Below are 20,736 nucleotides of genomic sequence, written 5' to 3'. Positions count from 1 at the left end.
AAATAGGGTTGTGCTGCACTCAAAGAGCACAGTTGATTGGGGTGTTCGGAACTATGTGGCTAATTCAGCAGGCGCTGAATTGTCAGGAAGATGGGGGGGTATCCCGATGTGGGTACTATATGACGCTTTGGTCGAAGGATTGGTTTAGGTCGCACGATGAATAGCGATAGCATTAGTGCCAATACAACAACAACGGCAAGCGTTTGGAAGTTATCTGTTTTAGAGTTAACCAGTTTGGTTATAGAAAAATCATCAGCATTGTCACCACAGCATCCGTGCTCCGAAGCAGCAGGGTCTTCCGTAGTCATGGGTTGGTGGCGCGCATGGGAATTTGCTTCTGTGAAAGCAATATGCTCGGAAGTGCTGACTTGAGAAACGGTATCATCATGAGCAAACAGATTTGAGCAAGTCACCGTGACACAAAATATAAACCACACAGACAGAAGCGCTGCCGTGCGATAGTTGTATTTTTGTAGACGCAATAGTGACATTGATCGGATTGCTAAAATGAACGTTATAAGATGCATCTTAGACCCTTCCCTAAGGGTAAGGTCAATAATAGTTTTAAATTTTTTCTAACGAAATGTTAATCCACTCACTTGGTCAATGAAGCTAAAATTGAGCATGTTGATTTTTCATTGTTCTCACATCGACTAGCCAACGCAATCAAGTGTTCTTTGATGTGTTCCAACTGAGCTTGTTGCTTTTCAATAGCTTCAACTTTTTGGCAAATAAGCTCATGTACGTCTGCACTATGACGTGCTGGGTTGTTGAACAGCTCAATCAACTCCCGACACTCGTCAACAGAAAAACCTGCGGCTCTTGACCGATGAATCAAGTTGAGGATCGGAAGCACTGAATCGTCATAGCTTCGATACCCGTTTTGCTGTCGAGCTGGCTTTGGGATTAAACCTACATTTTCATAATATCTGACGGCCTTAACCGTCAACCCTGCTTTTTCTGCCACTTCGGAAATTTTCATTGTACTGACTCAAACCTTGACCTTACTGCAAGGGTAAGGTTTAAGCTATTCAATAGCAACACTCATTAATAAAGGTCGTGATATGAAAATGTTTGCCACTTGTGCTCTGCTCGTAGCCATTGTTTTGCTGTACTTGAGCGCCGGTATCGTACCAATCGCCGCTTTAATCCTTGTTGCATTAATTGCGCTTGTTTTCATCAAAACAGCATCTCAGGGCCGCGACTGTTGTCAAACTAGCAGCTCAAAGTCCAACTGCTGTTCATCTAAGGAGGAGTTGTAATGTCCTTATCTCCAAGCCGGCCTAAAGCGGGTTCGACGCCCAACGGTGAAATTTGGTTATCGGTCACTGGGGCTAAATGTGCCAGTTGTGTCAGTAAAATTGAACAAGCCCTTATTCAAATCGAGGGTGTCAGCAATGCCCAAATGAACTTTGCTGACCGGACCGTTGCCGTAACCGGAAATGCTAGCGCAGAGCGGCTTATATCAACCATTGAACAAATCGGTTACCAAGCCAAGAAATTCGATGAAGATAATTTGTTAGATTCTCAATCAGCGCAGGAGCAACAAGACATATCTACGTACCGCAGCCGTTGGCGACATGCAATCCTGGCCCTAGGGCTTGGTTTCCCCCTGATGCTTTATGGACTGCTCGGTGGTGATATGTCGATTCAAACTCAGAGCCAGCAGTTCATTTGGTTGCTGATTGGGCTAGCGACCGGAGGAGTTCTTTTTGCCTCTGGCAAACACTTTTTTGTAGGTGCATGGAAATCGCTCCTCAATCATACGGCAAGTATGGATACCCTAATAGCATTGGGGACAGGAACGGCTTGGCTTTATTCCATGGTTGTTGTGCTTTTCCCTGACGCTATTCCGTTGGCCGCGCGCCATGTTTATTTCGAAGCTTCAGCCATGATCATTGGTCTAATCAACGTAGGCCTGGCGCTAGAACTTAAAGCTAGAGGCTCGGCCTCTTCTGCGATTAAAAAGTTGATCGGCTTGCAAGCGAAAACAGCAAGAGTCTTGCGCAAAGAGGTAGAGTTAGATATTCCCATAGAGCATGTTTTGGCTGGCGATCTGATCCGCATTAGGCCGGGAGAAAAGATTCCGGTCGATGGGAAAATCATAGACGGAAGATCTTCTATTGATGAGTCCATGCTGACCGGCGAGCCGATGCCTGTCAGCAAGGAGTCGGGCGATCGCGTATCTGCAGGCACTATTAACAAAAATGGGACGCTTGTTTTTCAAGCGACGCATGTTGGTAAAGAAACCGCTCTTGCGCGAATCATTCACATGGTTAAGCAAGCTCAAGCCTCTAAGCCTTCAATTGGTCGACTTGCCGACTCGATCTCATCGTATTTCGTGCCTGCCATCATGATCATCTCAATCGTCTCTGCGCTTGCTTGGCTCAATTGGGGGCCGGATGGAGCACTGAGTCTAGCCATTATCTCCGCTACAACTGTGCTTATTATTGCCTGCCCCTGCGCATTGGGTCTAGCAACTCCAATGTCGGTTATGGTTGGCGTTGGCAAAGCAGCAGAGTCCGGCGTTTTGATCCGCAACGGCGAAGCACTGCAAACAGCCTCACAATTAACCACCATGGTATTGGATAAAACCGGAACCATCACCGAAGGCAAACCGCAAGTGACGGATCTCAAATTGTTAGGTGACTTGGATGAATCGCAGGTTTTAACTCTATTGGCAAGCGTTGAGTCAGGTTCAGAACACCCTATTGCCGAGGCCATATTGAGCGCAGCTCAAGAAAAAGAGCTTTCTTTAAGCCCGGTCGACCAGTTTGACTCAATTGATGGGCATGGCGTGAGTGCCAAGTCTGTCGGTAAACATATTCTGATTGGCAACGATAAGCTGATGAATCGATTTTCCATCGAGTATGAGGCCCATGCGATAGCAACCAAAGAAATTGCACAACAGGCCAAGACCCCGATATTTGTTGCTATAGATGGAAAACTAGAAGCCTTAATCGCAATTTCAGACCCAGTAAAAGCAGACTCTCTAAGCGCAATTCAGCGTCTTAAAACTAGTGGTCTTAGGGTCATCATGATTACTGGTGATAACCAGCACACAGCTCAAGCGATAGCTTCTCAAGTCGGAATTGATGAAGTATTCGCTGAAGTTCTGCCAGAAGGAAAAGCACATGAAGTTCAAAAGCTACAGCAAGCCTTTGAGGTTGTAGGAATGACTGGAGATGGGATTAACGATGCTCCAGCCTTAGCACAAGCTGATGTTGGTTTTGCTATTGGTACAGGAACCGATATAGCAATCGAAAGCGCGGATATAGCACTGATGCAAGGCTCTTTGCACGGCCTCGCTGACGCCATTAATATCAGTAAAGCAACGCTCAAAAATATTAAGCAAAACCTATTTGGAGCATTCATCTATAACGCTGCGGGGGTTCCAATCGCCGCAGGTGTTTTGTATCCGTTTTGGGGAATACTGCTGAATCCAGTTATCGCGGGAGCGGCAATGGCTCTTTCATCTCTCACCGTGGTTAGCAATGCCAATCGCCTGCGTTGGCTTAAACGAAACATGAAGGGGGCTTAGCAGCATGACCACCATCAATATTATCGGGCTTGCTATCATCTTACTAATCGTTTGGTGGTTCTGGCTTTATCGTCCTAAGCCCGCTGTTAAATTACAAAGTAACCTAGTTATTACCGTCGAGAATGGGGTATACACACCAGCTTTTATTCAAATTAATGCGATGCAACAATCTCAACTCACTTTTCATCGTAAAGATCCGTCCCCATGTGCAAGCTCTATTGTTATTCCGGCAGCAGATTTTTCTGTTGAGCTTCCATTAAACAAGTCGGTGAGCTTAACATTACCGCCACTTGCAAAGGGGGAATATGAATTTCATTGTCCGATGAAGATGTATCTAGGAAAAATCCGAGCTGACTAGCCACCTATGGAAAAATAACCTCGCACTCCCAAACTTGAACTTGGGAAAAACAAACCAGTTCCCCTTTGGCCATTCAGCTGAATGGCCAAAGCCATTGATAAGCTCAAAACAAAGCAACAGCCCTAAAAAGAAACCCACCGAAATTGGTGGGTTCTTATTTTCTGCTTGTTCAGCAGGTTTGGTTGCTTTCTTCCTGACCTATTTTTAGCTGCCTATGCGGCAGGTCACATTGATAGCTCTTCCAGCGCGTGTCTTCGAGCTTTATTAGCTGCCTATGCGGCAGGTCACCTCCACAGGCTGGAAGCCCCATCGCTCATAATTTTATTAGCTGCCTATGCGGCAGGTCACATACCATGCCCGGATTGTTATCGTGAGGTATGCTTTTTAGCTGCCTATGCGGCAGGTCACTATGAAAATTAGTCAGCAAAGCCTTGAATATCAAGTTGTTTATTGAACAAAGGGTTAGAAAAAAAAATTGTTTGCAAGATCAAATAACACTCTGATTTAAAGGAACAAATTAATATCCTAAGAAAAAAGGGTTAAATCGATATTCGGTACGCTTCCCTGCCATCGCTGATTGGTTGCCAATCCATAAGAGTTGAAACCAGCGACGTTAACCTCAAGAGCATCTTGCTTTTGTACATGCAAAACAAACTCTTGTTGTGAGCATTTGCTTTCAATGGGTATGCAGTGAAAAAAATCGAACTCTCGCTCTTCTGAAGCTTTCGGTGTGTAACTATCGCTGCCACTCCGCTCAATAGCCCTGTTCATTCGCCTCCGCTTCGATGCAACAAAGGTTTTAGCAATAGTCTGGTTTCTCACAAAGCGTACTTCAGCCAACTGTTTTGGTAACTTTTTCACACTAGACATATTGAAAAGCCCTTCCTCTTTCATCATCGAGAAATACGGCTGGTAGCTTAGACCGACTAGTTCTTTCTCTGAAGGACCGACAAAAGCGATGGCTTTGCCAACCGACTGAATCCCCCAGAGCGGGAATGCAACACCAATGGAGTTTGCTGCGTTTTTATTCGCATTTAAGAAACCATGCAACGTTTTGATGCACCGGCCTGCAAGCAAATTGCAGTCGCCAGACTCAGGAATAAACTCAACTACAAAGCCGTAGCGGCAACTCATGCCTTCCCCTTAGCTGCGCCGTTGAATACGCCAGCTTTGACCAAAACAGCCATGATGAAATGCACTTCGTCTGGGATTTCATTTCCCTGTTCCAGTTGTTCAACCCAGCGCTCGGACCGCCCGACAAGCTGGTAAAAATCATTCCCATTTTTAGGGTGTCTGCGGGCAATCACATATTCTCTGTCAGCGCCGTACTCATTCACTCTCAAACGCTTATCCGCATTTGGCTGCCACCAGTCATCTATCATTTGCAACGCAGCGCCTATCTTTTGCGCATGAAAGGCAACGGTTTCTTGTCCGTTGAGCTGGGTCTTTGCCAACTGCTTTGTGGGCACACCATCTTGCTTTGAATCAACGAACTCTTGGCTGGGATAAATTTCATCACCTCCGCCTACTGCTAGTTTGGCGTTTACATCAAGGTAATAAAGAGACTTTGGATCGGTGAGGCCTTTTTCGATGAATGTTTTGAGGTTTTCTAGCGCGTCTTGTGCTTCCCCCTTCCAAGAGCTTGCCCATTGGAGGCTAAATGCGTTTGAGATTGTTATGACTCGGTCGTCGTTCGTCAAAACCTTAATATCTAGTGAGCGGCAGGTGCGATTACGCCACAGCCATGTTCCCATGAGTATGTTCTTCGCTATCCTCTTGGCTATCTGGCCGTAGCCTCCGCGCTGTTTATAGAGCTCAGCGAGAGCAGTTAAGGTTTGTCTAGTTTCATCAAGAGCACACACGTTGGGCTTCAGGGAATTAGCATTGATACGCAGTGAAAAGTCACAATAAATCTCAGAAACCCTTGGCGGCACATAACACTCTTCAATGAACTGCGGGTTCGAATAGGCCAGATCTTGCGGTGCCGTATCCTTAGGTTTCATGCCTTTGGGTTCAAAGCCCTCTGAAAAACCAGATTTTGGCGCTCTAATACGAGTTCGATCGACACCGATAGGCTGTTCTTTGCCATCAACGAGATAATAAAAATATGCCTTCCCCGGAGAGAGCGAGCGACAATAATTCAGCTGGGAGCACAATTCCATAGAAGCTTAGTCCTGATCCTTTTCTATAAGAATAGACTCATGGCTTGAGCTCATGCGCCAAAAAGCGCTGCTAAAAAAGTGAGACTGGCCAAGTAATCGCACTTCAATGGGATTAAACGCCTTCGCGATTCCCAGCAAGTTATCTGCGTAAGCATGCATCGAAGCAACGCTCCCGCTTCGTTCGCAGGGCGTATGCATATGTTGATAACCAGACGCCGTTGCGATGAAAGATTCATCCTGCTCTAACTCGTTTAACAGTTCGTAAAACGAATCCGTATGAAACCCTGCCGGGTAAACCCAACTTGCACTGCAATCGATTCCCTTAAGAAGAAAAAACAGCTCCGACCGGCAGCTAAAACTTCGAAGCCATAATGTGTTTTTTTTAAGCTCGGGCGGAAAGACAGTTCCCCCGGCCAGCGTTAAAGGAAGGTTCGCCTGAAGACTTTGATATCGCGTCGCTAAGTCGATATTTGTACGGACTTTGATAACAAGATCGAACTCTAAATCAGATCGCCAATTGCATCGAGTGGTAGGTCGCTTAGCCGCCGAAACCACTCGTTTTTTTGCAACGCTTTTGGGCTCAGCCAAGTTTGCAGCATTAAAAAGACGTTCTGAGCGCACGACCAAAGCGAAACTTATGAAGCTTAGCTCTTCACTTTCTTTAAGGCTTGCCCTCATGCCTCGTTCAAACTGATGCATAAAGCCCCAAAATGCAGTCAAACTTGGCAGGCCAACCACAAAAGGGCTGCTTTGTGCATTACAATCTTCTGCTCGCATTTCGGTTAGATAAATATACTGTTCAGTCGATGGCAACTCCGTTGACAACGTTTTTTGAAACTGTTTCAAAATCCAATTGATTTGAGTTCGAATGGGCTGGATCAATCGACCATGAAACGCAAATCGTTTGGAATACTTATTGTTCTGCAAAGTTAAGTGAGCCTGCTGGCTCAGCGCTTTGCCAAGCCTGGTGATCTCATCAGTAGGTAGCTGAATAAACGCCTTAGCAATAGGAGTAAGCTCCTCTGCATCAACAGTTGTCTCTTCGTATTGGTCCCTCAATTCAATCATTGGAAGTAACCACAGCGCCAAATGCTTGCGTAAAACTTTGACCTGACTTTTGCGGGCTCGCTGGTAATCTTGACGGGTAATTGCAGGTTCATAACCGCACAAATGAGCTAATACGTTGCAAATTCGCCGATTGGTGAGCTGATAATCATCAAAATACTTGACGGTGTTCTTTCGGCTTTGCAACAGGCTATGTTGGGGCTTATGCTCCGCCTGGAGCGGCGAGAAAAGTAGTCTGTGATTACCACCAATACAGGCGCTGAGATTGCCAACGCTAGCAGGATGTGGCAGTTCCGAACTCACAAAGCGATGGTCTGTTTGCATGCGACTTGCTCGCTCCGCTTGAACTTGCTGGGCATGGCTAACAACAGGTGTGACAGAAACATAACCCTGCTGATAAGGAAATTGAACCTGAGGTGAATATGGGTTTACTTCATCTGGGTACGATGGAATTCTTATACTTTCTCGGACTGTTTCCGTTAGCTTTTCTAACCGATCGTTGTTTAAGCCCAGTTTTTTGAGAGCCCTAAGCCACGCACGGGCCCCCTGCAGCACTTCCACCATCAAGGAAGTTTCTCTGCCTTCCCACAAAAAAGTGTTGAACAACCAGATCGTATGACGGTAGTAACCTGAGTTGTGTGCCCAGCCAAGCTCTAGCGGGTCGGTATGCTCAGCAATAATGCGCTGCCCATACACTCGCGAATCTGGATATTTAAGGTTGTGAGTATGCGCCCATACCAACTCGCCTAGAGCAATCTCAAAAAAGCTCTCGTGCTCAAAGTAACTTTTGGCACGTTTAACATCTAAATAGTCGTTGCAAACTGGTTTGCTTAGCGACAGGTTGAGTAAAACGACCAGCGCATTTAATTCGTCTCCGGTAACATCCACAGGCTCGGTATACAGCATGAATGCCCGCTTAATAACCTCTTGCTGCTTTGTCACAGGCTCAATTATGGTGAGCTCTCGTAATTGCTTCATAATCCACCTTGGCCGCAGTCATTAGTGGAACTATTGAGAGCAGTCCCCAACAAGGCGAGCCTCGTATCGAGGATCGAGCGAAGTGTAAAGGCGGGCTGATATGAGGGCAGCTTGCTATGCAGGCTAACTTTGGTTGCAAGCTTGAGCTCGCCTTGTTCATACAGTTGATAGATTCGATTGGTCGAGCAAGACAGCAACGCAGCGGCATCAAGTACACTCACTAAAACATCTCCAAGACCACCACTCTTCGAGGTTGGCACCGATACTGCAGAAAGTAGCTCATCAAACAAAACACTAAGCACGATATTACGTTTGAAATCTCGATACGGTAATCGCAAACAATCGCGTAAAGTTGCGCCCAATACATCATCGAGCGAAGTTTGTTGCCAGGGCTTCATCCGTGTTTGATCCGCTTTAGCTATGGCTTCTTTGAGCTCTGATCTGAAGTTTTTGGGCCATTCTCGGCAATAATCATAAAAACCGAGAATGTCGATATCAGATTCAGATCGGGAACGAAGAAACCATGACAAGAAGCCGAATCTTGCCGAGATATCTAAATCGTTCAAGCAATACCCCTCTGCTTCGGTTACCACCAATATGGTTGATAGCCACAGGCTAGCCTCATTTGCCGGCTTCGTTTGCGCATCGCGAAAGTCAAAACCACAATCGCAATGAGTTATATCCTCCGAGTATTTAAAGTCACAACTTTTGCCGCACTCTGGGCATCGGTGCAGCAACTCACATCCATGAATATGGCAGGCTGTGTATGGAAGCAACTCCCACCGCTGTCGGCTATAGGGGCTATGACGAAGGCATTGAGGGCATACAGGCGTGTTATTCGTACGGAGCACTGCTTGTGGGAAATCAACGCCCATTCGGTGAACGGCTCGTTGCTCTGGTGAGAAATGAGTATCCGAGCGTGTCAAAGCCAACTTGAGAATGGAAAAAGGCTCTAACTGCAAATCCGCTTCTAGTTGGCGCAGGACTCTAACTCGCAGTTGGTGACTGCTTTGGGCATGATATACATTGATGCGCTGTAGCTCTCTGGGTAATGCCCCCGAAACAGCTTCATTCTCTTCCAGAAAGCGACAAAGACACTCTTCGGCAAAGTGAGCAAAGCGATCATAGCCTTGATGCTGACCAAGGCGTAGCAAGCAGCTTTCCAGCGACTCATCAGGATATAGGGCGATATTGCGGTTTTCCATAACACACCAAAACTTAGGTTAACTAAGTTTTAGTGTGTATTAATTTACGACAATTACCATGCGACACTCTCTTAATTCATTGGGCTTGTGATGTCGGTCAATAATCCCTTTTGTCAGGTTAGGTTTGAGCAGCCCAAGTTAAATCACCGTATTTCAGAAAATACTTTAATCACTCGATGGTGAAAGTGACCAAAACTCAGCGTATCAAAATTTGGCTTGCTGGCATGAAGTGTCAACTCGTTATGACTCAAAGGAGTCGTGTCCAAGGTTTGCGGCGGTAGTGCTTTAGTTGATTCATGCTCGCAGTCTATCAGCACAGTATCAGGCAAGGTTTTGTTTTGAGGTTCAATGGTCACCAATGAGCAACTTTCTGGGAGGTCGTCTTGGACTCGTTGCGCATATTCAATTAAACGGCGCTCAGCAAACGTATACAGCCACGCTTCTTGGTTAGGAGCTTGATTCACTCGAAGGATTCGCCCCAGAACCTGTCTGAAATAGAGCTCCGTTCGTACTGTACTGACGTGGCAACAGACTTGTAGGCGCGGAATATCAGTGCCTTCGCTAATCATGCCAACGCTAACAATCCACTGCAGCTTGCTGTGGCGAAACGATTCGATTTGCTGGTGTGGACGCTCTTTTTGATACGTGACGACGCAAACTGACTGACCAAATTCGCTCGTGAGCAGGTGAGCAATTTCATTCGCATGAGCCACTGACGATGCCACGACCAGTCCGCCTGCATTTAGGGACTGTTGACGTATTCCTGCGAGCTTAAGGCACGCCAGTTTTAGCAAGTACTTTAACGCATTAGGCTCCTCAACAACACTGCGGTATGAGTGTTTGGTTTCTTTAAGCATCTGCTGCAGGCTGGAAAACTGCTTTACACCTTCATTTTGCGAGCGACTTTCAACCTGATTATCAACTAAAACAATTTTAGGAATGCGGCACACTCCATCCGCAACGGCTTGTTTAAGACCATATTGGTAATCAACCACAAGTTCACCTTCCGGATTGGTGTATTTTGCCAATGCAATAGGAAGTTCATCTGAACGCCATGGCGTGCCTGACATGGCAAGAGTGTAACTTGCAAGGCTTTGCACTCGCCTCATGATCATTTGCCCCCACATATTGGCCTGTACCGAACCTGTTGAGCAATGATGGATTTCATCAAAAACCACAAATACCCGGTAGCGAGACAACGTCTGCCAGAAGCTTTCAGGAAGGAATTGTATGGCTTGATATGTAAGGCATTTTCCTAGCGTGCCGAGCCCGCCATCAAAGGAGCAACCTAGGTGTTTTGAGAATGTTGCAGTGATACCGTTGCAGACTTCTTTAGAAGGCGCAAAACAAAGCACTAAATCTATTTGGCGGTTCTGATGCAGCCGCTTAGCAACTTCTGCTGCAAGGAAGGTTTTGCCGCTGCCTGGCGTTGCCTGTAGGAAGAAATGAGCTTCATCATAGGTGAATTTTTGTTCTACACGTTGTGCACACTCTTGCTGCCAACCTCTTAGCACTTGGATTCACTCCGCAGCGACTTGATAGTAGCCGAAACAGCTTTGACTTTACCCAACAAATTTGCAGAGCGAATTTGTGCTTCGTGCAGTAATTTATTTAGCGATACACTAAGGCTTGGAAAGCGGCAGAGCAGGGATTGGTATTCCTCGATTTCGCCCAGCGTAATTTCAAGCTCGCCTTTGTGGCGGCTCAACTCTTCACCCAATACCTTTTTATCTTCATTTTGAATCGGTTGATTTGCTTTAGGCTGCTGATATTTGGCTTTGTGTGAGGCAAACGATTGCGCAAGAAATTCGTCTGAAACGACATAACGCTTGGCTCCATCCACCTCAGTCGAATTCAGCCAGCCTTTGCGCTGGAAGCTCAGAATTTGCCGGTATATTTTCTTTCTCGCCTCATTGGGGTCTTGCGGCAATAAGTCCGCTTCTAACGCTGCATTCCTCAATTCTACAACCGTAAAATTGTTCATCTCCTTTTCAATCAGCAGCTTAAACATGATGGCATTAATTTTTGGAACAGCTTTCACTAACGTCAAACACCTTGATAAAACTTAGGATTGCTAAGTATACAGAAATCAGCAAAACTTAGACAATCTAAGTTACCTAACGGTTGTTTGATGATGAATAAGTGTTCAACGAAAACCCGATCCCAGCGAGGCTCAAAGCCGCCCGTAAAAAAGCCAAGATTACTCAAAAGGAACTAGGGGTAAAAATTGGCATGGAGGAAAGCTCAGCAAGTGGCCGCATGAACCACTATGAAAAAGGCCGACACATGCCCGACATAGGAACTTTGCGGCGAATGGCACAAGAGCTCAATGTGCCGCTCAATTACTTTTTTTGCGATGATGACCTAAGCGCAGAATTAGCCTGTGCAATCGCTAAATTAAGCCCTCAACAACAAAGCAAGTTACTCGAAGATTTGACGAAACAATCAGGCTAGGCTTTAAGTGGCTTTTTGCTAAGTAGCGTGCTCAGTGACAGATGGTCACTAAACCGAGGTTTCAGAAGTTTGTCCTCATCATTCGTAGCCGTGATGTTATAGCTAGAACTGGCCTGAATTTGACTCAAGCCAAGATCGTCTAGCGATGTGGTAAAAGGGTTTTTATCTTGCTTAAACTTTTGCTCAAAAGCTATGGCCAGTATGGCTTTATCGAGTGGAGCGTCTTGTTGAAGGCTCAGCATCAACGCATATTGCAGGAAGTTCTTTAAAGCTCTCGGTTCGCCCTTCGACATTGCAAATAGCGGATAAAGAACGTCATTACTTGTCAGGTTTGGCTTATCCTCAAAGCCCATTCTTGACGCTAACCCAGCCACAAACATCGCAAAGTGGCGCTTTTTTTCTGTATCGATTCGATGCTCAATTTTTCCTGACTCTTCGAGCGTGTGTATCAGCTTGAAGTACTCCAACTCTCGCCGCCACGTTAGACGGGAATTCCATTGGGGCTCTTCCGCTATAATTTCTGCATACGGCATCCCTAAGAGCACAAAAGATACATTGGCCTCTTCACTGATGTACTTAAACGCATTCGCGATCTCCTGCCGCTGTTTAGGAGATGAATACTCAACCAATTCTTGAACTTCATTGAGGATGATTAACTCTACCGATTTACGTTTAAGCTGAACCACAAGGCCTTTGGCAAGCGCTATATCAATGCGACCTCTTGTAGGACGAAATCCCGTGTTTTGGCCTAAATCGATACACAATTGGACTAAGGAATTACGTTCGGATATTTTACTCGGAACACGGGATGACAAAACCGGCGTTTTCGCGAAGCTACCTGCGGAAGTTTTAAAGCGAGATAAGTAATTCGCTATTAGCGCTGACTTTCCTGAGCCAGCCTCACCAGTTAAAAGAAATGATTCCGCCTCAGCCCCTAGCGAATGTTGAAACCGAAGCTGATCAAATATGTCATATATTTCGGTTATTTGAGGGTACTCAATGTAGCAGTTGGCAAATGTAGATAACTGCTCAAGTTGCGAGGGACTTAGATTCTTCAATTTTAATAGCCCTCAATATCGCCAAGATCATCATCGAGAGAACTCGAAGGATGTTCGTGCGACGAGTTTGGGGTTTGAATGGCTTTAGAAACTATGGTCGTTGGCCCATCACTGCCAACATCCCGGATTTTGGCTAATTTGGATGTATTGCCAGTTTTGGTTCTGGAAGCTTTGTTCGTTTGTCGCTCCGCAATCCTTTTTGTGTCTTGTTGGATTCGTTGCTCTAGATACATTCTTGTATCAGCCAAATCCTCTTCGTCCACCATTGCTCTGGTGTTAGTCCGATTTACTTGTTGAATCACCTTGTGTTCAAAAAGAGATAGCTCTTTGGTGTAACCAGTGACATCTACAGCAGGAACCTTGATATAGCGCTCTTCTTGTTCTAGGTAGACATAAATCGCACTAATATCAGATGGATCGGTCTTGGTTTTTACCTGAAGGCTGCCGTTTAAAGCAGGCGTGTATTTTCGATAATTGTTTAACTCATCCGACTGATAGCGCAGCCCGTGTATATTGATGCCGTTTTGCCTGACGGTAGAAATGTTTAGCAAACCGAGTTCTATACTCAAACGGACGGCTTCTTCTTGATTGTATGTAATTGGAGGCCATTCAGAGCCTTTCCAAGTATGGTAAGGGATTGCGCGGACTCGGGCATCTGGCGTCATGTGGTAATGGTCGACAATCCATTTGTGAACAAGCTCCATAAACGTTGAGATTCGAATCACTGACTCTTTTTTGGGGTCGTAATCTTCGAGCTGCGTGGGGTTGGTGAACGTTTTCCCCGGCATTTCATTGATGAGCCCCTTGTTGAGTTGATCAAATAGTTTTTCAATGCCGGTTTTGCGCCAAGGTTTTGCTGCTTGGCTGTAGTGAATGTCAGTCACTAAGGGTTTAAGTGATTCTTCAAGGCTAGCACTCCAAAATTCAGCGCCATTATCAACAATTAAGTAGTCAATTTTACCGCAGCAAGGCCACTCATTTTTTATTGACGGATATTTTTTTCGCAGCCACGACTTATCAAGCAAGGTATTGAGCAGAGCTTTCCGGACTGAGTCATAACTAGGCTCTCTGAAATTAACGCTCAGACCAACAATACACTTACTGAAGCGATCATAGAGCATCGTCAGGTAAGGCCGTCCGAGAGAAACATCCAGCTCATCATCAATAAGAATTACAGGAACTGGAGTATGGTCAATTTCAACGTACTCCATTGGTTTAGTTGCAGGAATTTGCTGGCCAACGGTTCTAAACTCTCGATCCGCATAACGCTTACCAAACCTTGCTACAGCAACATCATACGGAGGAAGACTATTCACCCGCTGGTAAAACGCACGTTGGCTAAGAGGTTTGATTTTCCCCTCAACAATCGAGCGGTTTTCAATTATGACTCGACTCTTGTAATAACGGTAAGTCGCAGCAATAGAGACTCTTTCTCTGCTCAGATACTTCGTTCTAATTGCCTCATCAACCAGCCACTGTGAATCGCGCACCATTTGACGGTTTCCCTTGGAACGGTGCTTTGGAATTAATGCATCCACTGATTTGCCAGACTCAAAGTAAGCCTTTTTCCAATTTACAAGCGTCCGCCAACTTGGTGGAGATATATCTAACTGTTTTTCAACGAGCGTTAGTAATGGTTTGATGTTTTTTTCGGTCCAGCCGCCATCTAGGCGATTTGCAACAAAATGAATGATTTTCAGTCGTTGCATCGCTTCCTGTTGCAGGTTCGGGGGAATTGAATCAAAGCTTGGTTCAGAAAGTTTAGGCGGTGGGGCGATAACATTCGATGCTAACTCTGGTTGCGCATCAAATTGCTGTTCGCTGGCAGCCATCTCATCGATGAAGTCAAACATACCGCCATCACCCATATCAAGTTAACTCCACACAACGCTATCTAAGCCGAACGCAGTGTTGCGAATGTTGGTTTTTAGTGTGCCGTTAGAAATCCATGACAATGCTGAAATGAGGGTTTCACTCTCAGAAGTTCCTAGTGATAAAGCAACGTCCAACAAGGTCACGCGCTGATGTTTTCGCACGAACTTTAATATTGCTTTTTGTACCTCGGTGATTGTTTGCAGGCCCGAGTAGCGGTGCAACAACTTAAGGTTGCCGATCACTGGGTCTAGCCGGATTTGCTTTTCGGTTACGAGAATCAAACGCTTTCCATGCTCGCCTAACGAAATGCGCTGTTTTTCGGCAAATCTGGCCCGAAAGTCGGGTTTGAGAATTTGGCTTGAGTGTTTCACCTCAAAGAAAGCAGCTTCAGAGTTTCTGCTTTCTACAAGAAAATCTGGCGTGTAGCGACAAAGACGATTGTTGAAACGATATTGAAATCCGAAAGGCTGAGAGTGGTAGCGAGCGATATCTGAGTTGTATTCAAGGTGGAAGCAAAAATCAAACTCAAGGAGAGATTGGGTGCGCACAACAGCATCATTCTTCAAGCTCATAAACTTGCAGATGTTGTGGACATGAGAGGATTTTTTGGTTTGGTCGTACATGTCAGGCTACCGTTTTGTTGTAAACCTACAACAAAAAGTAGTTTATGCAGACTTAGTGTGCAAATTTGCAAACTTCTTTGCAATTTATGCAATCTTTTGATGCAAACATCAAGGGTGGCAGCCCAACAAGCCACACCCCGGCACTTGAGTCATTTGCTGTGGCTGCTTCCTTCCGGATCTGACCAGGTTCACAAACTATCAATGCGGGGGGACCCGAAGGGCCACCATAAAGCGGCGAGCATTATCACCAATACACGCCTCAGATGCAACAACTAAAGACCGCCTAAAAAGCCTCCGAGTTTTTCAGATAGTTTCTCTATCCCCTTCTCTTTTTCTTTTTCAAGCTTCTCTTCCAAATCACCTTTAAGTGCAGCTTCCATATCAAGGCCATATTTTAAGTCATCTGGAGTTCCTGAAATCTTCAGGGGTATTTTAATACCCGCTAAGTCATTAGCTTCTTTGCCACCTTGACCTTTTGATGTCGCAACCAATTCGGTGGTCGCTGCATAGTCGATATAGCTTTTAATAACGTCAAAAGTGCCCTTGCCGTCAACCCGCAATAATGGAGACGAGAGTTTCAAATCAGGATTGGTGACCAACCCTTTAGCAAGAGTAAAGCTACCACTGAGTTCACTAAAATCAGTTTTTTTGACTTCTGATTCGCCAGATTCTCCTTTGAGCATTGATTTGGCCGAGCGAATCATCTGCGCCACATTCACGCCATGAACCGCGCCATCGGCAAACCAGAATTTACCCGCTCCCGCACTCCCTGCTTTGAGCTTATTGGTCGACAACCCTTTGCCACGCACTGTCATTTCAAAGTTGGCATTGCCCGAAAGCATTTCAAATTCGGCCAAATCAGTGAGCATGGGTTGAGCCTCAACACCCTTGAGATTGACCCCAACCGTATAGGATGAAACTGGCGCTTGAGCATTTAATGTCACTTTGGAGTCCAATGTGCCTTGGTACAAATCAGCATGCAGCGGATTAGCCACCAACTTTCCATTCTTTAGATTGGCATGCAATTTCACATTCGACACGGTCAAACCAGCCGCTAGAACTTTACTGAAGGTTAGATCACCATCAACATTAAAACTGTTCAACACCGTAAGGTCTGGCTCAGCATCTGGGTTTGTTGGCTCTGATGACTGATTATCCGATTCTTTAGTTTTTGATGCAGAATCATCAACAAAATCATCAACATTGAGAGTGTCGAACGCTAAAGCAAATTGAATATCAGGAACAGCCGCCTGCTGAAGCTTAAACCACCCTGTCCCTTTAAGGCTTTCTACGTCTATCTCGATGTCTTTTAAATCAACACTCGGGCCGTTTAAATCAATAAGACCATGCCCTGCAATGCGCTTCACCATCTTACCATTTGGAATTGATGGACCTTGAAGTTGGGCTTGCAACTCAAGCGCATGTAACTCAATCACATCAAATGCTTTGGCAATGGTAATCGCGGCATCTGTTTCTACATTTACCTGAGTACCATCGGCTACGATCTGCAATTTCATAGACGCGTCCGAACGTTCTCCGGGCACAAATTTAGATAAAACCAGTTGCTCTAACGTAATTTTCTGCTCAGTTCCTGCTTGCTGATTTGAAATTTTCACATCAACGTTGTTGATGGTGATTTTGCCAAGTTCAATCGAATTCAAAGGGCTTGATGCAGCTTTCTCTGTATTTTCTGCGTTTTCTTCGGCGCCATCACTTTGAGTCAAATCAGATAAATTATTCGTACCGTCTTTGAGGGTGATCAGATTCAGGTTCACATCATCCAGTGACACCGAATCGACTTTAAGGTTGCCACTCAACAGTGGCATGACGGCCACAGACACTGAAAGCGAATTCAGCGTTGCCATTTCTGGTTGGCTGAAGCCTTCTGGATTTGACAAAGAAACCTGGGACAACGCGAGGCCAAATGATGGAAATATTTTCCAACCGATATCCCCAGCAATAGTCAAATCACGACCTGTTGCATCTTTAACCGCACCACTAATTTGGGGCTTGTATTCATTGGGATCAAACGTTGAAATAAAAATGGCTCCAGCCACGACTATCACAACAATCAACCCACCTAAAACGTAGAGTAGTTTTTTCACTGCGCGCTTCCTTTGTTAGCAGACTCAACAGATGTAACTAAGAATAGTTGCAAATTATGATAACTCATTGTCTAGTGTGTTATTAATTTAAGACAAAGGGATTCGTTGAAGTGATGAATAATAAGCTTATCGTCGCAGTGGCCACTTTACTCTTTTCAACCACAAGTTTTGCCATGACTGAGCAGCAATGCGCCGACTCGATCGACCGGTATGTGGGTCTTCATCAACATATAAGTTCAGAGCAAAGTGCTAACGCTGTGCCCAGCTTTACGCTTGGTATAACGCCCAGTAGACTCGCTCAACTTAGAACGGAGCATGGCCAATGCCATACGTGGCAGCAACTCCTGACAACACTCCAACAGCAACACTCCGCTATACTCGATAAAACAGAGGCAAAAACAGGGCTTGCAAGCCCTAAACGATAAAAGGCTGCACAAGGCAGCCTTTTGATACACACGTGAGGCACATTAACGAATGGCTGCGCGAGCTTCCTTGATGTGCTCTGCAATCAAAAATGCCAACTCAAGCGCTTGGTCTGCATTCAAGCGAGGATCACAATGGGTATGATAGCGCTCCGCGAGATCATGCTCAGTAATATCAAACGCACCTCCCACACACTCAGTCACATCTCGTCCAGTCATTTCAAAATGAACACCGCCCGGATAAGTGCCTTCTGAACCATGAATTTGGAAGAATTGCGTTACTTCTCGTAAGATCGCATCAACTCGTCGCGTCTTATAGCCAGTATCCGCTTTTATCGTATTGCCGTGCATTGGGTCACTGCTCCAAACAACGCTATAACCCTCTTTTTTGACAGTACGGATAATCTCAGGCAGGTGATCTGCAACTTTGTCAGCCCCCATTCGGACAATTAAGTTCAATCGACCTTCCTCATTTTCAGGGTTTAAGATATCGACTAAACGTCTCAAGTCATCCATTTGCGTGGTTGGTCCTACTTTAAGACCGATGGGGTTTTTCACGCCACGGCAAAACTCGACGTGAGCGCCGTCTGGCTGTCGAGTACGATCACCAATCCACAGCATATGAGCAGAGCAGTCGTACCACTCGCCAGTTAAGCTATCGCAACGAGTCAACGCTTGCTCATAAGGCAACAATAACGCTTCATGCGACGTATAAAGGGTCGTTTCATGCAACTGCGGTGTGTTCGATGAGTTTAAGCCACACGCATTCATGAAGGCTAACGATTCATCAATGCGATGAGCGAGGTTTTGATAACGTTCGCTTAACGGGCTCTTCGCTACAAAATCCAAATTCCATTTATGAATTTGATGCAAATCGGCTAAACCGCCTTGAGCGAATGCGCGAAGTAAATTAAGCGTCGAGGTCGATTGATTGTATGCTGCTACCATACGCTCAGGGTCAGGGATGCGGCTCGATTCGGTGAAAGCGATATCATTAATAATATCGCCGCGATATGACGGCAAAGAAACACCATCGATTTGCTCTAGATCAGCCGAGCGCGGCTTAGCAAATTGACCAGCAATTCTACCAATCTTAACCACTGGGCTTTGACCCGCAAAGGTCAAGGCCACTGCCATTTGCAGCATAACTTTAAACGTATCACGAATATGACTGGTTCTAAATTCAGTGAAGCTTTCGGCACAGTCCCCACCTTGCAACAGAAATGCTTCGCCACGCGATACACGTGCTAAATCATTTTTCAAAGCTCGAGCCTCACCCGCAAAGACTAACGGGGGTTGGTTGGCTAAATGTTGCTCAACTGCATTAAGTTTTGATAGGTCTGGGTAATTAGGCAGCTGCATCGCCTGCTTTGTACGCCAGCTCTCGGGGCTCCATTGACTCATAATTATTGTACCGACTAGTAATTTAGAACGTTCATTATACGGATTAACAAGTGAAGTACAGCTTAGCTGTAAAATATGACATGCATAGCCCAAGCGTAAATTTGGTGCGTATATTTGACACATCTAACATTTGCATCACTCGTTGGTTTACAAATTGAGCAACCGCAAAGCTGCCCTATCGCACACAACAACCTTGAGACTGCAAGCCAGCAGACGGTACTTTTAGGGCTTATTGAAAACTATCTGGTCAAAATAACAATAAGTCCTACCCTCAAATTTGGCAGATATAAAAATCATCTAAATGTCACTCATTAGTGACTTCAAAGCAACCTCACATACTAGCCCACAAAGCCAAAAATCAAAGATTATTGCTTAAAAATAAGTAATTAGCCGCAATAACGACATTATTGACGCCTGTCACAAATTTGACGCATGTATTTAACATTTAGAGTACAAACTCATCAAAAAAACTGTATCTTGGGCAAAAATTGACTGAGATCAATGATTACTTGATTAGTTGTTCATGAATTATCTAAACAACCGACATGGGCAAACGCAGCAAATTGACACGTCAACATACGTTAACTGACAGTATTTATAGGTGGAGTATTGGACGCAGAACCAACCCACTCATTTTGAATTTGATTTTACCGGCCAATTTTTGGCGTTTTGGGAAAAGATGTATGAACAAACTAGCTAAGTTTTTGATGATGACATCCGTTGTGCTGATGTCGATGCCATCATCAGCAGCACTACTCACAATTGGCGAATTGAGCCGCGACGAGTCCTCTAATATTGTTTTCGATTCTGCCAACAATACAGAATGGATGATGTGGGACTACCAACAAGCTTTTACGTGGGACTCATTGAATACAGCACTCAATGATTCCTCGAGCTCATTTTTTGGCTGGTCAATCGCCGGGTTAGATGATGTTTTGTCGTTTTTAAGCAGTGCAAACTTCCGTGGAACTTGGACCGACGAAGCAAGTTGTACCGACACGGCTAAAACCCCTTGCGACTTGAAGTTTGATTCGCGAGAAGCACATCAGCAAGAAGACAGTTCAACACTATTTTACGACTTGATGTTCGGCTCTAAAGACTTTTACAAAGACACCTATAGCTACGGTTTGTTTCAGCTTGCGCCAAATAGTGTAGTCAATGCCCCAGCAGGCCGTGAAGATAGAAATATTGGAAGTGTCTTAGTCAATGAAGACAGAGCCGAAGTGAGTATATTTCCGACTCAGTATACGGAGTCCGTCGCATCATCTCTAACCCGACGTGCAATCGACTATGACCCAGTTCGAGTTGTCTTATTTCGAGACTATCAACCACCGTTTTTGCCGCTTAGATCATCGCCAGCATTCGGCCCAGCATTGCCGGCACACCATGTATCGGAGCCAACATCAATCGCTATGATCACATTGGCCTTAATCGCCCTTTCTCGTGCTCGTCGAAGTTAACAATCACGGTTCTTAAAAGTAAAAAA

At 45.3% G+C, this 20,736-nt stretch carries 18 protein-coding genes and 1 other RNA gene; 5 read left to right on the top strand and 14 right to left on the bottom strand.

What is annotated here, in order from left to right:
- Positions 1-59 precede the first annotated feature (59 nt).
- A complete protein-coding gene (locus NAF29_RS08995; RefSeq protein ID WP_191143509.1) occupies positions 60-491 on the bottom strand; it encodes a hypothetical protein in 432 nt (143 codons plus the stop codon).
- 104 nt (positions 492-595) lie between these two features.
- A complete protein-coding gene (locus NAF29_RS08990; RefSeq protein WP_191143508.1) occupies positions 596-982 on the bottom strand; it encodes a MerR family DNA-binding protein in 387 nt (128 codons plus the stop codon).
- Positions 983-1,261: 279 nt separating this feature from the next.
- On the opposite strand from NAF29_RS08990, the gene NAF29_RS08985 reads away from it, so the two are divergent.
- Both NAF29_RS08985 and NAF29_RS08980 read left to right on the top strand, forming a co-directional pair.
- Positions 1,262-3,541 (top strand): heavy metal translocating P-type ATPase, encoded by a 2,280-nt coding sequence (locus NAF29_RS08985; RefSeq protein ID WP_191143507.1) that lies wholly within the window; start codon positions 1,262-1,264, stop codon positions 3,539-3,541.
- Positions 3,542-3,545: 4 nt separating this feature from the next.
- Complete coding sequence (locus tag NAF29_RS08980; protein WP_191143506.1) at positions 3,546-3,899, top strand: cupredoxin domain-containing protein; 354 nt, start codon at positions 3,546-3,548, stop codon at positions 3,897-3,899.
- Positions 3,900-4,424: 525 nt separating this feature from the next.
- On the opposite strand, the gene cas6f is transcribed toward NAF29_RS08980, so the two are convergent.
- From cas6f to NAF29_RS08950, 6 genes are all read right to left on the bottom strand, one after another.
- Positions 4,425-5,033, bottom strand: a complete 609-nt coding sequence (gene cas6f, locus NAF29_RS08975) for a type I-F CRISPR-associated endoribonuclease Cas6/Csy4 (RefSeq protein ID WP_191143505.1) — start codon at positions 5,031-5,033, stop codon at positions 4,425-4,427.
- Entirely contained in the window at positions 5,030-6,061 is a 1,032-nt protein-coding gene (csy3, locus tag NAF29_RS08970; protein WP_191143504.1) for a type I-F CRISPR-associated protein Csy3, read from the bottom strand. Before csy3 ends, cas6f begins: the two co-directional genes overlap by 4 nt.
- A 6-nt stretch (positions 6,062-6,067) precedes the next feature.
- Complete coding sequence (locus NAF29_RS08965) at positions 6,068-8,104, bottom strand: type I-F CRISPR-associated protein Csy2 (RefSeq protein WP_191143503.1); 2,037 nt, start codon at positions 8,102-8,104, stop codon at positions 6,068-6,070.
- Positions 8,101-9,309: a TniQ family protein gene (locus NAF29_RS08960; RefSeq protein WP_191143502.1), complete on the bottom strand. Its 1,209-nt coding sequence runs from the start codon at positions 9,307-9,309 to the stop codon at positions 8,101-8,103. The genes NAF29_RS08965 and NAF29_RS08960 overlap by 4 nt, the downstream gene beginning before the upstream one ends.
- A 143-nt stretch (positions 9,310-9,452) precedes the next feature.
- Positions 9,453-10,823, bottom strand: a complete 1,371-nt coding sequence (locus tag NAF29_RS18405; protein ID WP_191143501.1) for a DEAD/DEAH box helicase — start codon at positions 10,821-10,823, stop codon at positions 9,453-9,455.
- The gene (locus tag NAF29_RS08950) at positions 10,817-11,350 is read right to left on the bottom strand and encodes a VspR family transcription factor (protein WP_191143500.1); all 534 of its coding nucleotides are present in this window, start codon (positions 11,348-11,350) and stop codon (positions 10,817-10,819) included. Before NAF29_RS08950 ends, NAF29_RS18405 begins: the two co-directional genes overlap by 7 nt.
- A 101-nt stretch (positions 11,351-11,451) precedes the next feature.
- Here NAF29_RS08950 and NAF29_RS08945 point away from each other — a divergent pair, with 101 nt between their 5' ends.
- The gene (locus tag NAF29_RS08945) at positions 11,452-11,763 is read left to right on the top strand and encodes a helix-turn-helix domain-containing protein (protein ID WP_251261225.1); all 312 of its coding nucleotides are present in this window, start codon (positions 11,452-11,454) and stop codon (positions 11,761-11,763) included.
- Here the strand turns inward: NAF29_RS08945 and NAF29_RS08940 are convergent.
- The 5 genes from NAF29_RS08940 to NAF29_RS18400 form a co-directional block, all read right to left on the bottom strand.
- On the bottom strand, positions 11,760-12,821 hold the full coding sequence (locus NAF29_RS08940) for a TniB family NTP-binding protein (RefSeq protein ID WP_251261224.1): 1,062 nt from the start codon (positions 12,819-12,821) through the stop codon (positions 11,760-11,762). The two genes, NAF29_RS08945 and NAF29_RS08940, sit on opposite strands and share 4 nt — an antisense overlap.
- A gap of 2 nt (positions 12,822-12,823) precedes the next feature.
- On the bottom strand, positions 12,824-14,674 hold the full coding sequence (locus NAF29_RS08935) for a transposase family protein (protein ID WP_251261223.1): 1,851 nt from the start codon (positions 14,672-14,674) through the stop codon (positions 12,824-12,826).
- 21 nt (positions 14,675-14,695) lie between these two features.
- Positions 14,696-15,319: a TnsA endonuclease N-terminal domain-containing protein gene (locus NAF29_RS08930; protein WP_191143496.1), complete on the bottom strand. Its 624-nt coding sequence runs from the start codon at positions 15,317-15,319 to the stop codon at positions 14,696-14,698.
- A 121-nt stretch (positions 15,320-15,440) separates the two neighbouring features.
- Positions 15,441-15,537: signal recognition particle sRNA small type (gene ffs / locus NAF29_RS08925), an RNA gene on the bottom strand.
- Between the two features lie 54 nt (positions 15,538-15,591).
- On the bottom strand, positions 15,592-17,424 hold the full coding sequence (locus tag NAF29_RS18400; protein ID WP_251261222.1) for an AsmA family protein: 1,833 nt from the start codon (positions 17,422-17,424) through the stop codon (positions 15,592-15,594).
- A gap of 113 nt (positions 17,425-17,537) precedes the next feature.
- Between NAF29_RS18400 and NAF29_RS08915 the strand changes: the two genes are divergently transcribed.
- The gene (locus NAF29_RS08915) at positions 17,538-17,849 is read left to right on the top strand and encodes a hypothetical protein (RefSeq protein WP_251261221.1); all 312 of its coding nucleotides are present in this window, start codon (positions 17,538-17,540) and stop codon (positions 17,847-17,849) included.
- A gap of 42 nt (positions 17,850-17,891) precedes the next feature.
- Here the strand turns inward: NAF29_RS08915 and NAF29_RS08910 are convergent, their stop codons facing one another.
- Positions 17,892-19,250 carry a class II 3-deoxy-7-phosphoheptulonate synthase gene (locus NAF29_RS08910; protein ID WP_251261220.1) on the bottom strand — a complete coding sequence of 453 codons (1,359 nt, stop codon included), beginning with the start codon at positions 19,248-19,250 and terminating at the stop codon, positions 17,892-17,894.
- 683 nt (positions 19,251-19,933) lie between these two features.
- On the opposite strand from NAF29_RS08910, the gene NAF29_RS08905 reads away from it, so the two are divergent.
- Positions 19,934-20,710 (top strand): hypothetical protein, encoded by a 777-nt coding sequence (locus tag NAF29_RS08905; RefSeq protein WP_251261219.1) that lies wholly within the window; start codon positions 19,934-19,936, stop codon positions 20,708-20,710.
- Positions 20,711-20,736: the final 26 nt, after the last annotated feature.

The organism is Echinimonas agarilytica, assembly GCF_023703465.1.
Lineage (GTDB): Bacteria > Pseudomonadota > Gammaproteobacteria > Enterobacterales > Neiellaceae > Echinimonas > Echinimonas agarilytica.
This window is presented reverse-complemented; position numbering and strand designations above follow the sequence as displayed.